The 13,660-nt window shown below is 65.3% G+C and carries 16 protein-coding genes; 6 read left to right on the forward strand and 10 right to left on the reverse strand.

Annotation, left to right across the window (positions count from 1 at the left end; genetic code table 11):
* Positions 1–70: 70 nt before the first annotated feature.
* Positions 71–616, forward strand: coding sequence for a PepSY domain-containing protein (locus CMV14_RS25070; RefSeq protein ID WP_004212723.1), 546 nt, complete (start codon positions 71–73; stop codon positions 614–616).
* A 207-nt stretch (positions 617–823) separates the two neighbouring features.
* On the opposite strand, the gene CMV14_RS25075 is transcribed toward CMV14_RS25070, so the two are convergent.
* Complete coding sequence (locus tag CMV14_RS25075) at positions 824–1,390, reverse strand: TetR/AcrR family transcriptional regulator (protein WP_004212724.1); 567 nt, start codon at positions 1,388–1,390, stop codon at positions 824–826.
* Between the two features lie 69 nt (positions 1,391–1,459).
* Between CMV14_RS25075 and CMV14_RS25080 the strand changes: the two genes are divergently transcribed.
* Positions 1,460–2,290: an SDR family oxidoreductase gene (locus CMV14_RS25080; protein WP_021245217.1), complete on the forward strand. Its 831-nt coding sequence runs from the start codon at positions 1,460–1,462 to the stop codon at positions 2,288–2,290.
* Positions 2,291–2,739: 449 nt separating this feature from the next.
* Complete coding sequence (gene corA / locus CMV14_RS25085; RefSeq protein ID WP_004212726.1) at positions 2,740–3,708, forward strand: magnesium/cobalt transporter CorA; 969 nt, start codon at positions 2,740–2,742, stop codon at positions 3,706–3,708.
* Positions 3,709–3,769: 61 nt separating this feature from the next.
* Here the strand turns inward: corA and CMV14_RS25090 are convergent, their stop codons facing one another.
* From CMV14_RS25090 to CMV14_RS25130, 9 genes are all read right to left on the reverse strand, one after another.
* Positions 3,770–4,177, reverse strand: coding sequence for a response regulator (locus CMV14_RS25090; protein ID WP_021245219.1), 408 nt, complete (start codon positions 4,175–4,177; stop codon positions 3,770–3,772).
* An 81-nt stretch (positions 4,178–4,258) separates the two neighbouring features.
* Positions 4,259–4,882: a response regulator transcription factor gene (locus CMV14_RS25095; protein ID WP_013039093.1), complete on the reverse strand. Its 624-nt coding sequence runs from the start codon at positions 4,880–4,882 to the stop codon at positions 4,259–4,261.
* Positions 4,872–6,407, reverse strand: a complete 1,536-nt coding sequence (locus tag CMV14_RS25100; protein ID WP_066701154.1) for a PAS domain-containing sensor histidine kinase — start codon at positions 6,405–6,407, stop codon at positions 4,872–4,874. The genes CMV14_RS25095 and CMV14_RS25100 overlap by 11 nt, the downstream gene beginning before the upstream one ends.
* A gap of 59 nt (positions 6,408–6,466) precedes the next feature.
* Complete coding sequence (locus tag CMV14_RS25105) at positions 6,467–6,940, reverse strand: DUF305 domain-containing protein (protein ID WP_004212732.1); 474 nt, start codon at positions 6,938–6,940, stop codon at positions 6,467–6,469.
* Positions 6,941–7,030: 90 nt separating this feature from the next.
* Positions 7,031–8,218 (reverse strand): copper resistance protein B, encoded by a 1,188-nt coding sequence (locus CMV14_RS25110; RefSeq protein ID WP_066701153.1) that lies wholly within the window; start codon positions 8,216–8,218, stop codon positions 7,031–7,033.
* Positions 8,215–10,143, reverse strand: coding sequence for a copper resistance system multicopper oxidase (locus tag CMV14_RS25115; RefSeq protein WP_021238864.1), 1,929 nt, complete (start codon positions 10,141–10,143; stop codon positions 8,215–8,217). Before CMV14_RS25115 ends, CMV14_RS25110 begins: the two co-directional genes overlap by 4 nt.
* 66 nt (positions 10,144–10,209) lie before the next feature.
* Positions 10,210–10,776, reverse strand: a complete 567-nt coding sequence (locus CMV14_RS25120; protein ID WP_046765847.1) for an RNA polymerase sigma factor — start codon at positions 10,774–10,776, stop codon at positions 10,210–10,212.
* Positions 10,773–11,210: a periplasmic heavy metal sensor gene (locus CMV14_RS25125; RefSeq protein ID WP_025550099.1), complete on the reverse strand. Its 438-nt coding sequence runs from the start codon at positions 11,208–11,210 to the stop codon at positions 10,773–10,775. The genes CMV14_RS25120 and CMV14_RS25125 overlap by 4 nt, the downstream gene beginning before the upstream one ends.
* Positions 11,210–11,482: a hypothetical protein gene (locus CMV14_RS25130; protein ID WP_007406394.1), complete on the reverse strand. Its 273-nt coding sequence runs from the start codon at positions 11,480–11,482 to the stop codon at positions 11,210–11,212. The genes CMV14_RS25125 and CMV14_RS25130 overlap by 1 nt, the downstream gene beginning before the upstream one ends.
* A 132-nt stretch (positions 11,483–11,614) precedes the next feature.
* Between CMV14_RS25130 and copC the strand changes: the two genes are divergently transcribed.
* From copC to CMV14_RS25145, 3 genes are read left to right on the forward strand one after another with little or no spacing between them, the layout of a single operon-like run.
* Complete coding sequence (gene copC / locus CMV14_RS25135; RefSeq protein ID WP_007406420.1) at positions 11,615–11,992, forward strand: copper homeostasis periplasmic binding protein CopC; 378 nt, start codon at positions 11,615–11,617, stop codon at positions 11,990–11,992.
* A gap of 4 nt (positions 11,993–11,996) precedes the next feature.
* Positions 11,997–12,941 carry a copper homeostasis membrane protein CopD gene (copD, locus tag CMV14_RS25140; RefSeq protein WP_007406374.1) on the forward strand — a complete coding sequence of 315 codons (945 nt, stop codon included), beginning with the start codon at positions 11,997–11,999 and terminating at the stop codon, positions 12,939–12,941.
* A 36-nt stretch (positions 12,942–12,977) separates the two neighbouring features.
* Positions 12,978–13,652, forward strand: coding sequence for a class I SAM-dependent methyltransferase (locus tag CMV14_RS25145; RefSeq protein WP_017501308.1), 675 nt, complete (start codon positions 12,978–12,980; stop codon positions 13,650–13,652).
* Positions 13,653–13,660: the final 8 nt, after the last annotated feature.

Genomic DNA, 13,660 nt, shown 5'->3' on the forward strand with positions numbered 1-13,660 from the left:
GAGCCGGATTTGCCATAGCTCGCGAGGGATTTTGCAGGCGGGGGCGTCTGCACTATCCGCTTTCCGTCGCATGGGATCGAAGATCGCATGCCACACCGACCTCAACGAGGCCACGCTCAAAAATACGCCGCGCGGTCCGATATGGGTCCTCAAGGCGCGGGGCGGAAGCGAAAGCTGGTGGAACGCCTACACTGGCGAAAATGTCGATGAGATCAGTCTGGCAGACGCTCGGCGCTATGCTCTGATGTCCTACAAAGGATCCGGCAGGCTGCAGGCGGTCGACTATCAGGAAACGGCGCCCGAGGAAGCGCAGGTCGGCGGGCCGCTGTGGCGCGCCAGCTTCGCCGACAAGGAGCATAGTCGCCTCTATCTGGATCCGTTCACCGGAGAGGTGCTCAGTCGCCGTTCGGACCTGTGGGACTTCTATGATTTCTTTTACAAAATCCATATCATGAACCTTGGCGCCTCGCGCAGTTACAACCATCCACTGATCGTTGTCGCTGCATCGGCGACGTTGCTCATCGTGGTCACCGGGATCGTCATTCTGTTTTATCGCCTTGCGAAGGATCTCAAACGACTGCTGACGAAACGTCGCGCATCAAGGCCTGCGACCTGAGGTCATCGCGCTGCGACGGGCTCACTTGCCGATCCACTCCGGTTCGGCTGTGGCCGCGCAATTCTGATCGTCGCTCGGCCCGCCGTGTCCACGGGCAGCGCGAGCAGATGAGCCGCCGTATCTTCGCGGTCGGGTAATGTCGCGGGGTGCGATGGAGCTTGCTGTGTCCTGATCGGCGCGCGGGCGGGCAACGCGCGCCTCGCACGATCACACGCGCAGCAGTCGCCCCACCGCCCGCATGATCGTCGCCCTGCGCGCCGCATGCTCGGTAGCGTCGCGTGCGGCTCCGGTCATGCACCAGAGCTGGGTGAGGGCGGCGACAAGCCGGACGACGTCCATGGGCGTGAAGTCGGCGACGATCCGCCCCTCGGCCTGCGCCGCTGCGATCCCGTCCAGCTTCTCCCCGAGAAGGACCTCGCCGGCCGGGAGCATCAGAACATCCTGGCCACGCTCCAAATGATGCCAGGTCAGCAGCCTCCACAAGCGCGGGCGCTCGACCAGCAAGTCATAGGTGCGCCCCGCATAACCCTCAAGATCATTGGGATCGAAGCGATCGGCCTGCGCCGCGTCCATCACTTCCTGCGTCAGCGCGGCATCGAAGAGCGCCTCCTTGTCCCCGAAATAGGTGTAGAGCATCGGCTTGCTGATACCCGCCGCCTGCGCAATGCGATCGATCCGCGCGCCCGCCAGCCCATGGGACGCGAACTCCTCGGTCGCTGCAGCCAGGAGCGTCTCGCGGCTCTGTGCGGCATTCCGCCTGGTTCGTTCCTTCATCACACCTCCCGGCATTGACGCATTCCACATATGAAGTTACCTACCAGTTGGTAATATATGGAGCAGCATATGTCCAATCACTGGTTTCTCACGGGCGCGTCCAGCGGCATTGGCCGCCATCTGGCCGAACTGATCCTGGCCGCGGGCGACGACCTTACCGCGACGGCTCGCAGGCCCGAAAGCCTCGACGACCTTGCGGCGAAATATCCGAGCCAGCTGCGCGTCGAAGCGCTCGACGTCACGGTCAAGGACGATATTGCTGCGGTCGTGGCCCGGGCGCAGGCGCGTCGACCCGTCGATATTCTGGTCAACAACGCCGGCGGCGGCGTGATCGGCGCCACCGAAGAGATGTCGGACGCCGAGGTCGAAGGCCAGATCGCGCTCAATCTCATGGCGCCCATCCACATCACCCGCGCCTTTGTCCCCGCGATGCGCCTGCGCGGGAGCGGCCGGATCATCCAGATCTCCAGCGCCAGCGGTCAGGGCTCGCTTCCGACGAGCAGTCTCTATCATGCGGCCAAATGGGGCCTGGAGGGCTTCAGCGAATGCCTCCGCCAGGAGCTTGAACCCTTCAACCTGTTCGTGACGCTGATCGAGCCGGGTGGCGCGCGCACCAGCTTCAGCCACAACCTGCAATTCGCCAGCGAGATCGCCGCCTATCGCGATACGCCCGCCGGCGATATCCGCAAGATGTTCGAGACCGCCGGAAACGAGCTCTACACGCTCGACCCGCAAAAGATCGCGCAAGCGATCGTCGATGTCGCAACCAGCGACCATCCGCCGCTGCGCGTGACTCTGGGGGGTGACGCTTTCGGCGTTGTCCAGGCGGCGCTGCAATCGCGGCTCGCCTTTCTGCAGTCCCAGGAAGCGCTCGCGCGCTCGGTCGCTTTCGACAGTTGAGCTTTCCCGTCTTCCAGCTTTCGTCTCCGCGCGGTGCGATGCGCCTCACCGGGGCCCGGCAACCCCTGTCGTCAGCGCCGCTATCCGATACTTAGGTATAGCCATCCGACACGATTGCCGAAGCGCCAAACGGGCAATCGCTTGGTACCATCGCAAGAGAGGAAAACCTTCGCGGTCGCCAATCAAGGGTGCGCGGACCTTCGCAGTCTGCGTGCCCTTGATGTGGCAGCGCGCCGCCCAGCCACGCGCGTCATGAACGGGAGCGGCCTTCTGCGAAACCCAACGCTCCGCCGCATCTTCTATAAGCTCTCGCTCGAATTGCTGCGCGCCGCCTTCGTCTTCCTGCGACTGGGGTTAAAGGGCGAGGCGCGCCTGCTTGTGCACGCGTCTCAATGGGCGAGGCACACGGCTTCCGGTCGCCGCCGCAGGTGGCGGCACCGGAAAGTGCCATGAGCGTCGTCGCCGCCTTTCTTTATCACGAGGGCAAACGGCTGCGGCCGGTGACCCTGATCGATCCGGCGTGCGAGCATATCGCCAAGGATGACTTTGTGTGGATCGGCCTCTCCCAGCCCAGCGAAACAGAACTTGCCGACATCGCCGGAAATTACGGCCTTCACCCGCTTGCCGTGGAAGATGCCGGCAACGGCCACCAGATTTCCAAGCTCGACGTCTACGGTGACCAGTTGTTCATCGTCGCCAGGACGGCACATCTTGAAGGCGATCATATCGCCTACGGCTCCACCGCGATTTTCCTGGGCAAGAATTTCCTCATCACCGTTCGGCAGGGTTCGGCACGCTCGCACAGCGAGCTTCGCGCGCATCTCGAAATCACGCCGGACCTGCTGCGCGAGGGCCCGGACTATGTGCTCCATGCCATTCTGGACTTCATCGTCGATGGCTATTTCCCGATCGTCGAGGCGATCGAGGAGGACGTCCTCAAGATGGAGCAGCGCATGCTTGCAGCCTTTCTCACCCGCGAGGAGGTGACCCGGATTTTCACGCTGCGGCGTGAGCTCGTCCGCTTCCAGCGCGTGCTCGGACCCATGCTCGAGGTCGGTCGCAAGCTGGTGAACCTGCAGCTTCCGCGGCTTGATGAGGCCTCCAAACCCTATTTCCGTGATCTGCTCGATCACATGCTCCGGGTTGAGAGCGCCATCACCGGCATCCGCGACATCCTGATCTCGGTGTTCGAGGCGAGTCACCTGCTCGAACAGCAGCGCCAGGGTGCGATCACGCGTCAGCTCGCCGCCTGGGCCGCGATCCTCGCGGTGCCTACCGCGATTGCCGGGATCTACGGGATGAACTTCGAGAATATGCCCGAACTGAAGACGCAGTGGGGATATTTCGTCATCCTCGGCGTCATCGCTGCGGTCTGCATCGGACTCTACATCCGGTTCAAACGCAACCACTGGCTTTGACGTCGCTGACCGCTGTCCACATCGCGCAGGGCTGAGGCCGCCGGGGGCAGGTTGCCACAGTTCAATGCTTTCGAAGCGTCTCGGCGCGGTGCCGGTCCAACGCATCGAGCAAAGCCCTGCCGATCAACGGCTTTGCGAGAACGTGATCGAAGCCCGCCTCGGCGGCCCGCGAGGCCAGCAGCGTGTCGTGAAAGCCTGAGATCATGATGGCCCGTCCCGACCATCCGATCTCGCGAAGGTGACGCAGCATCGCGAATCCGTCGATGTCGGGCATGCGATAGTCGAGGATGACGCAGTCCGCCTCCTTCGCGCGGGGGTCGGCCAACAGCGCGCGGCCGGTCGTATATCCCCACACGGCATAGCCGCGCGATCTCAGCAGCAGCTGGAGGCCACGCCGCACGCCGGGATCGTCGTCGGAGACGAGGATGGTGTATCTGCCATCATGCTGGGTGGAACGGACCGATGGCATTGCGAGAAGCGGACACCCGTGTGACGATTGCACCATCGATCGCATATCGCGCCTCGTCCCGTCGCTACGTAGAGGTCGCAGTCACTTCGGCTTGCGGCCCATGCCCGCGGCAAAGGCGATCCGCAGGGCTTCGGACAGATTGCGGACCTCGAGCTTGGCCATCAGGCTCGCGCGATGGACCTCGACCGTTCGCGATGAACAGCCCAGGTCATAGGCGATCGTCTTGTTGGGCAGGCCGTTGGCCAGCCTTTCGAGCACTTCCCGCTCCCGGGGCGTCAGTGCAGCGACCCGCACCCCTGCTTCGGACGTTTCCAGGGTACGAAGGTCGACATCGTCGAGACGCGCGAACGCGCGGCTGACGGCGCCGAGCAGGGCGGCTTTCTCGAAGGGTTTCTCGAGAAAGTCGACCGCGCCGCCTTTCATGGCCTGCACCGCAACCGACACGTCGCCATGGCCGGTCAGGACGATGACCGGCATGTTGACCCCGCGTGCTGCCATGGCGGCCTGAACCTCGAGACCGTCCATCTCGGGCATGCGCACGTCGAGGATGACGCAGCCGACGGCCGCCGACTTCGCCTCCTTGAGAAACTCCACGCCGGAGGCATAGGTCACGACGTCGTAGCCCGCGGTCTTGAGCGCAAAGCTCGCCGCCTTGCGGATGCTCTCCTCGTCGTCGACCAGATGGATGACGCGTCTATCCCCCATGTTCCTCCTCCGCCCGCGCATGGATCAAGGTAAAATGAAAGCGCGCGCCGCCGCGGTCGGGGCGCTCCATCCAGATACGGCCCCCATGCGCTTCGATGATGGTCCGGCAGATCGAAAGGCCGAGGCCCATGCCGTCGGCCTTTGTCGAGTTGAACGCCGTGAAGAGCTGCTCGCGGACCTCGTCGGCGATGCCGGGGCCGGTATCCTCCACGGTCACCTCGATCAGCCCGTCAGGGCGCAACCTGGTCGCCACCTTGAGGTCGCGAACCGGACACGCCGCCATCGCCTCGATGGCATTGCGCATCAGGTTGACCAGCACCTGCTGGATCTGCACCCTGTCGACGAGGACCGGCGTCGCGGCGGGATCGACTGCAAAGAAGCTGCGGATGCCGCGCTCGCGGGCGTCGACCAGCGCGAGCTGGCTCGCCTCGGCGATGACCTGCGGCAGCTCGTGGAGGCTCTTGTCGACCTCGCCGCGGGCGACGAAATCGCGAAGGCGCCGGACGATATGGCCGGCCCGCAGCGTTTCCTGTGCCGCATCATCCATCACCGACCGTAGCGACACGAAGGGTTCGTCGTCCCGCTCGTCGAGCATGTCGCGGATCGTCTCGAGATAGAGCGCGACCGCGGCAAGCGGCTGGTTGAGCTCATGCGCGAGGGTCGAGGCCATCGTGCCCATCGCGCTCAGCCGGGAGACATGGACCAGCTCTGCCTGCAGTTCCTTGAGCCTGAGCTCATCCTGCTCCTTGGCGGTGAGATCCCGGATGAAGCCGGTGAACAACCGCTGCCCGTCTTCACCGGCCTCGCCAACCGACAGCTGCATCGGGAAGGTCGAGCCGTCGCGGCGCTGGCCGACCACGACGCGGCCGAGGCCGATGATCCGGCGCTCGCCGGTCTGGAGATAATGCGCGATATATTCGTCGTGCCGGTCGCGATCGGGCTGGGGCATCAGGCAGGAGACGTTGCGGCCGACGAGCTCGGTTTCCGAATAGCCGAACAGGCGTTGGGCGGCCGCGCTGAACGACGTGATGGCGCCGGTCTCGTCGATGATGATCATCGCATCGGGGACGGTCGCCAGGATCGACTGGAGATGCTGCTCGCGGGTCTCGATTGACGCCCGGACCGCCGCCTCGTCGGTGACATCGCGACTGATGCAGGCAAAGCCTCGATGTGCGTCGCCTTCGAACAGGGCGCTGATCGTCAGGCGCGCGAGATATTCCGCGCCGTTCTCGCAGACCCGCCACGCTTCGCGCTCCAGCGTGCCTTCGTGAAGGGCGGCCGCCAGGTCTGCGCACGGGCGGCCGGCCGCAATCTCGTCGGGCGGGTAGAACAGGTCATGGGGCTGTCCCAGGACGCGATCGAGGGGCCAGCATTCGGCACGCTCGCCTTCTTCATTATAGCTCAGCACGATCCCGGCAGGATCGAGCAGCGTCAGGACGTGGCCGCCAGCCTGTCGCAGGAACAGCGGCGCAAGCCGCGCTACGTCGCTGGCAATCTCGTCCGGCCCGCGCCTCGTGTCGACCATCGTCCCGGCTCACGGGCCTGGCCGGGCGCACGGATCCGGGCGTAGCCCGACCGTGCCACTCAGCGCCGCGCGAGTATGGCCTTCATCTCGTCGATTTCCTGCCGCTGCGAGCGCTTGATCGCTTCGCAAAGCCGGATGACTTCCGGATCGCTGAGCTTTGCTTCCTGGCACATCAGGATCGCCCCGGAATGATGCGGGATCATCGAGCGCAGAAAGGCCGTGTCGCCGATCGTGGTCTGGGTGCGGATGAGCGCAAAGCTGCCGAAGAAGGCGACCAGCGACGCGGCGATCAGCGCGATGTTGGCGGCTTTCGACGCGAACATGTGCCGCATGGCGACGATCATCAGCACCACCATCGGCGCGACCATCATCAGCGTCATGTAGAGCATGTTGAGGTTGTTGTAGAAGCTGTCGAGCCCGTCGATCATGACGAACATCACCAGATACATGATGACGCCGCTGATGACGGTCTGAACGGCAAGGCTCCAATAGGCGCCCATCTTCCGGGTGTTCATGTGGGACGAATGGTCCATGGCGTATCTCCTTCGCTCGGCGCCGGCCGACCTTGGTATGAGTGTAACGCCCCGCTCTCCTGTTCGCCCCCGCCATCAGCCGTCCTGATGCTAAAACCAGAAGCGAACGCCGGCGACGAAGCTGGTCGCATGGACGTCCTCGCCGGCAAGCCTCGACAGCCGCGCCGTGTCGCCGGCTTTGCGCAGATAAGAGACGCCGATATAGGGTGCGAACTGGCGGCTGAACTCATAGCGCAGGCGCGCGCCGAGCTCTATGTTGACCAGCCCCGAACCGATGTCGTTCTCCGGAATATCCTGCGCGGCGAAATTGACCTCGGCGCGCGGCTGCAAGATCAGGCGCTGGGTAATGCGCTGGTCGTAATAGCCCTCGACCCGGCCCAGAACATCGCCCTTGGTCGAGAGGAACAGCGCGCCTTCGACTTCGAACATGCCGGGAGCCAGGCCCTCGACGCCGACCGTCGCGTAAGTGCGGTCGGGCCCGCGGCCGAAGTCCTGGCGGATACCGCCCTGAAGATTGAAATAGGGGTCGATGGCCCGGCTATAGAGCACCTGCACCTCCGCGCTGTCGATGCCGCGGCCGAACTCGCCTTCGCCCTCGCTCTTGAGCCAGAGCCGGTTGATATCGCCGCCGTAAAAGCCTTCGCCATCCCAGCGATAGCCATCGCGACCGCTATGCGCCTGATACTCGAACAGGTTGAGCAGCACCTGCCCGAAATTGTTGCCGCCGCTGTCCTTCATCATGATGTCGCGTGAGCGCGCCATCTCGGCGCCGGGAAAATCACGATCGGCGAAGTGGTCGCTGGGGGGAGGCGGCGGGGGCGCATTGCCGGCCGGAAGCGCCGTGCCGGTCATTTGCATGCCGGGCATGGCGGAGGTTCCGGGCATGGCGGTCTGGCCATGCTGCGAATGGTCCATCCCGGGCATGTCCGGCATCGCGCCGTCCTGATGCCGGGAGTGGTCCATGCCCGGCATCTCCGCCATCGCGGGAGCAGCGGGTTGCGGTTGACCGGCGGCATCTGCCTGTGGCGCAGGACTGGCCTGGTCCTGCGAATGGTCCATTGCCGGCATGGTGCCCGGCGCTGGTTTCTGAGCGCGCGGCCTGGTAGCGGGCTTGGGGCGCGGCGCGGCGGCCTTGTCCTTCTTTTTCTCCTGCGCCGGCCGCGCCCCGCCCGGCGGCGCCATGCCGGGCATGTCGTGCATCGAATGATCCTGGGCAAAGGCGGGCGCGGCGGAGAGAAGGGCGATCGCGCTCACCAGCGGCGTGAGGATGCGGGTCATTGCGCGTCTCCCTTCGGACGGACGCTCACGACCCGCATCATCCCTGCATGCATGTGGTAGAGGAGATGACAGTGGAAGGCCCAGTCGCCGACCGCGTCGGCGGTGAAGTCCCAGGTCACCTTGCCGCCGGGCTGGACGATCACCGTATGCTTGCGCGGCGCATGATCGCCATGCCCCGTCACCAGCTCGAAGAAATGCCCGTGAATATGGATCGGATGCCCCATCATCGTGTCGTTGATGAGATTGACGCGCACCCGCTCGCCTTCGATGAAGGGGATCGGCTCGTGATGGTCCGACATTTTTTCGCCGTCGAACGACCACATGAACCGCTCCATGTTGCCGGTGAGGTGAATGTCGATGCTGCGGCTCGGCGCGCGCACGTCCGGATTGCGATCGAGCGCCATCAGGTCCCTGTAGACAAGCACCTTGTGGCCGACGTCGGCGAGGCCCTGGCCGGGCTCGCCGGTGCGGTCTACGGGCATCGGCGAGATGGTCTGGACGCTCGGGTCGCGCTTCACCTGCGGCGCGTTCGAGAAGTCGCGCATCTTCATCGAGCCCATCGCGTGCCCGCCATGATCCATGCCCGCCATCTGGCCATCGGCGCCCATCGCGCCGTGGTCCATGCCGGCCATCGATCCATGATCCATCCCCGAATGATCCATGCCTGCCATGGCGCTATTGTCCATGGTCGCCATCGCTGCCGCCGCGCCGGTCGCGAGGCGCGCGGACGCGTTCTTCTCGGCCGTCGGATCGACGCCCCGCATAGCGCCGCCCGACATGTCCATGCCTTCCATGCCCGGCATCGAGGACATGTCCATGCCCATGTCCTTCATGTCGGCGAGCGGCCGTTTGCGTAAGGGGGGAACCTCGCCGGCCATGCCGGCCCTCGGCGCGAGCGTGGCACGCGCCATGCCCGAGCGGTCGATCGCCTCGCCGACAAGGGTGTAGGCCTTGTCATCGCCTGGGCTGACAACGACGTCGTAGGTCTCGGCAACACCAATCTGGAACTCGTCGACGGTGACCGGCACCACATTCTGCCCGTCGGCCTGGACGATGGTCAGCGGCAGGCCGGGGATGCGGACGTTGAAGGTGGTCATCGCCGACGCATTGATGACCCGCAGCCGCACCCGTTCGCCCGGGGTGAAGAGCGCGGTCCAGTTGTCCATCGGACCATGGCCATTGACGAGATAGGTGTAGGTGGATCCGGTCACATCGGAGATGTCGGCCGGGTCCATCCGCATCTGGCCCCAGTCGAGCCGGTCTTTGAGCGGCTGATCCTTGCCCGACAGGAGCCCGGCCAGGGTCTGGCGCTGGAAATTGAAATGGCCGGGGTTGGCCTTGAGGCGCCGGAAGATCGCCTGCGGCGAGAGCGCGCTGTGATCGGCGAGCACGATGACATGCTCGCGGTCATAGGCGACCGGATCGGCACCGGCGGGATCGATGATGATCGGGCCGTAATGGCCTTCCTGTTCCTGCAGGCCTGAATGGCTGTGGTACCAGTAGGTGCCGCTTTGCACGACGGAGAACTGGTAGAGGTAGTTCGAGCCCGGCTTGATGCCCGGAAAAGACACGCCCGGCACACCGTCCATATTGGCCGGCAGGATCAGCCCGTGCCAGTGGATCGAGCTGTCCTCCTCCAGCTGATTGATGACGTTGAGCCGCACGCGCTGGCCCTCGCGCAGCCGGATCAGCGGGGCGGGGACCGTGCCGTTGAGGCCGATTGCCCGGAACTTGCGCCCGTCGATGGTCATCGACTGCCGGGCGATGGTGAGCGTGATGTCTTCGCCCGACACGGTCGGCAGCGTCGGTCGCATCCCCGGCGAGATCGTCTGCGCCCAGGCCGGCAGCCAGGCTGACAAGGCGGCGCCGCCGCCGGCGAGGGCCGCGCCGCGGAGGAACTGGCGGCGGTCGAGAGCAGAAATCATTCGGTTGTCTCAGCTTTAAGAAAGAGGGCGGACCTATTGGAAATACGCAGCGTGGCCTCATCCCCCTCAAACTTTCTTCAACATTTCCGCGAGGCGTGCGCGGGCGCGGTAGAGGCGGGTCTCGACTGCCTTCTGGCTGATGCCGAGAATCTCGGCGGTTTCGGCTTCCGATTTCTCATCGATCGTCCGCAAGACGAGCGTGTCCTTGAGCGATGCGGGCAGGGCGGCGATCGCTTTCATGGCCTCTGCCAGCTGCTGCTCGGCGCCGATCGCCTGGTCGGGTAGTGGCGCCTCGTCGACGACATGTTCGGCTTCCCCCAGCGCCAGCGCGTGGGAGAAGAAGTTGCGGACCGCGCGGCGGCGGCGCCAGTCATGGCATTTGTTGATGACGATCCGCGACATCCAGACCGGAAAAGGTCGCGCAGCGTCATAGCGGTTGAGTGCGGCGAAGGCGGCGACGAAGCTCGCCTGGGTCACGTCGAGCGCTTCGTCGCGGTTCCCGACATGGCTGCGCACGAGGCGGTGCACCCAGCCCTGATGCCGGCGGACCAGCTCGCCATAGGCCGCTTGCCGGCCTCCAAGCGCCAGAGCCGCGAGCTCCCCGTCCGAGCAGTCGGGGAGGCACGCGGTCATTTGGACTTGGCCGTCAGCGCTTTCACCACGGCGTCGTCGAACTTGTCCGTCTGATCCGGGCGCAGCACGGCCCGCATCGCGAAGATATGCTCGAGTGTTTCCTTCTGCAGCGCGCCCATCGCCTGGTGCGAGCGATCCACCGCCCCTGCAACCCGAGGACCATAGCCATGCTCCGCCTCGATCGCCTCGGCGAGCCGCGCGTTATCGGCGCGCAGTTCGGCCTCCAGTGCCTGTCGCCGGATCGCATAGTTCTTCTCGATCGTCTCGAGACGGCTATGTTGCGCGGTGTCCAGCTTCAGATCGCGATGGAGCAGGTCGTGCAACTCATTTTCGACCGGGCGCACCGGAACCACATAGACGCGGCCGATGACCACACCGGCGATCGCCGCGGCAAAGGTCAGCAGGACGAGGAGCAGGAGCCGGCGGTCGCGCATCATTGTGAACTCAGCAGCGTCGAAGGAGCGAGCGCGAGCCGCGCGTCAAAGGGCGATATCGGCCCGGCTTCGGTCGACCGCACAGGCACGGCCGAGCCGGCAATTCCCAGGAACAAGGCTGCTGCCGCGGCGATACCGAATGTCGTGGCGCTCAGGCGGGGCATGGCCTGGAGCCGGGCGATCTCGGCCATGACGCGGCTGTCCAGCCCGGCAAGCCGGGGATCGAGCGGCGCTTCCCGCAACCGGCTGAGCATGTCGTCGAGGTGGTCCATGATGTTTCTCCGTCTTCACTTCTCAATACGCAGGATGGTCCGGCAACCCTTGTCCGGGAACAAAAAGAAAATTGCGAGGGGTGCAGGTCGCGGCTGCGTATTCTCTCATGTCACTGACAGGAGAATGTCCAAATGCGCTTCTTTTCGCCGCTCGCAGCCATCGCCGCCGTCGGCCTGAGTGTTTCGGCTCCGGCCTACGCCCATCCCAAGCTCGTGTCCTCGACGCCCGCCGCCAACGCCAGCGTCCCGGCGCCGTCGCGTATAACGCTCACCTTCAGTGAAGGTCTGATGCCGAAGCTGTCGGGCGCCGAGATCGTGATGACCGGCATGCCCGGCATGCCCAACCACCGCATGGCGGTAACCGGCTTCAAGACGTCCGTCGAAGGCGACAAGACGCTCGTGCTGACGCTCGCCAAGCCGCTCATGGCGGGCAGCTATCAGGTCGCCTGGCACGTCGTCTCGACCGACACGCACCGCATCCAGGGCAATCTCGCCTTTACCGTCAAGTGACGCCATGAACGACGTGGCACTCGTCGCCGTCCGCTGGGCGCTCTACGTCGATCTCGGCCTGTTGTTCGGCCTGCCGCTGTTCGCGCTCTATGCGCCCGGCGGCGGCCGGATGGTACAGCGGCATCTGCCGATGGTAGCAATGGTGGCCGGTCTCGCCTGTCTCGCCCTCCTGCTGTCGGCGCTGGGGTTCGCGTTGCAGGCAGCGGCCATGACCGGGCTGCCGCTCACCCAGCCTGATCTTTCCATGGTCGCAGAGCTGTTCAACGGCACGTCCATGGGAACGGCGCTGAAGGCGCGCCTCGTCGCGCTCCTCGTTCTTCTGCTCTCCATCCCCTTCTATCGCCGGCAATCCCGTCCTGCCTTCATCGCCTCCACTCTGGCAGGCGCGGTCGCACTCGCGACCCTCGCCTGGAGTGGGCATGGCGCGGCTGGCGAAGGCGAGGCGGGCTGGCTGCAACTGGGGGCCGATCTCATCCATCTGCTCGCCGCCGGCGCCTGGGTCGGCGCGCTTGCCGCATTCCTCGCGCTGGTACTTCCCAGGCTCGCAACCGACGATCTCGCCGCTCAAGACATGGACCGGGTCACGCTCGCCGAGGAAGCGTTGCGGGGCTTCTCCCTCGTCGGCACGATCATCGTCGCCCTGCTGATCCTGACCGGGACGGTGAACGGCTGGTTCCTCGTCGGTCCGGGCAACATCGCCTCGCTCGGGCAGTCGACCTACGGCCTGCTGCTCATCGCCAAGCTGCTGCTGTTCGCCGGCATGCTGGGCCTGGCCGCGCTCAACCGTTATCGCCTGACCCCGGCACTTGCGCAGGCGATCGAGGAAGAGGACGCGCCACGGGCGCAGGCGCTGCTGCGCGCGAGCCTCGTCGTCGAAGGCGGTCTTGCGATCGTCATTCTCGGGCTCGTCGCCTGGCTGGGGACACTATCGCCGCCCATGTCGATGTAGCTTATCGTTTCGGACGCCTCGCGTTGGGAGAAGCCAATGCAATCCTACACCCCGCCGCTCGGGACCGGATCGACGAAAGACTATGATCGCGCGATCCGCCTGTGGACGCGGGAGAAGCGGTGGCGTGCCGCCATGCTCGCCGCCCTGGCGCCCAAAGCCGGTGAGACGGTCGTCGACGTCGGCTGTGGCACCGGCAGCTTCGCGCTGATGCTCAAGCAAGCCGAGCCCAGGACGCAGGTGATCGGTCTCGATCCCGATGCCGAGGCGCTCGACATCGCGCGGCACAAGGCCGCTGTGCGGCGGGCCGATATCGACTGGCGTCAGGGATTTGCCAGGGACGTGGCCCCGGGTACCGCCGACGCTGTCGTGTCGAGTCTCGTGCTGCATCAGATGCCGGTCAGGGAGAAGGCGGCAACCCTGCGCGCCATGTTCGCCATGCTGCGCCCGGGTGGGCGCCTGGTGATCGCCGATTATGGCCGCCAGCAGGGTTTCATGCGGCTTGCCTTCCGCCTGACCGTGCAGCGGCTCGATGGCATCGATGATACCCGGCCCAATGCCGACGGCGTGCTCCCCGGCCTGATCGCGGCGGCCGGCTTCAGGCATGTGGCCGAGACGTTTCGGCTTTTGACCATCACCGGCGCGATCGACTTGTTTACGGCGCATCGACCGGCGCAGGACCACGGCCTTACGGTTGCCAATGACCTTGGCTGATGGCGGCC

The sequence above is a fragment of the Rhizorhabdus dicambivorans genome (genome assembly GCF_002355275.1).
GTDB lineage: Bacteria > Pseudomonadota > Alphaproteobacteria > Sphingomonadales > Sphingomonadaceae > Rhizorhabdus > Rhizorhabdus dicambivorans.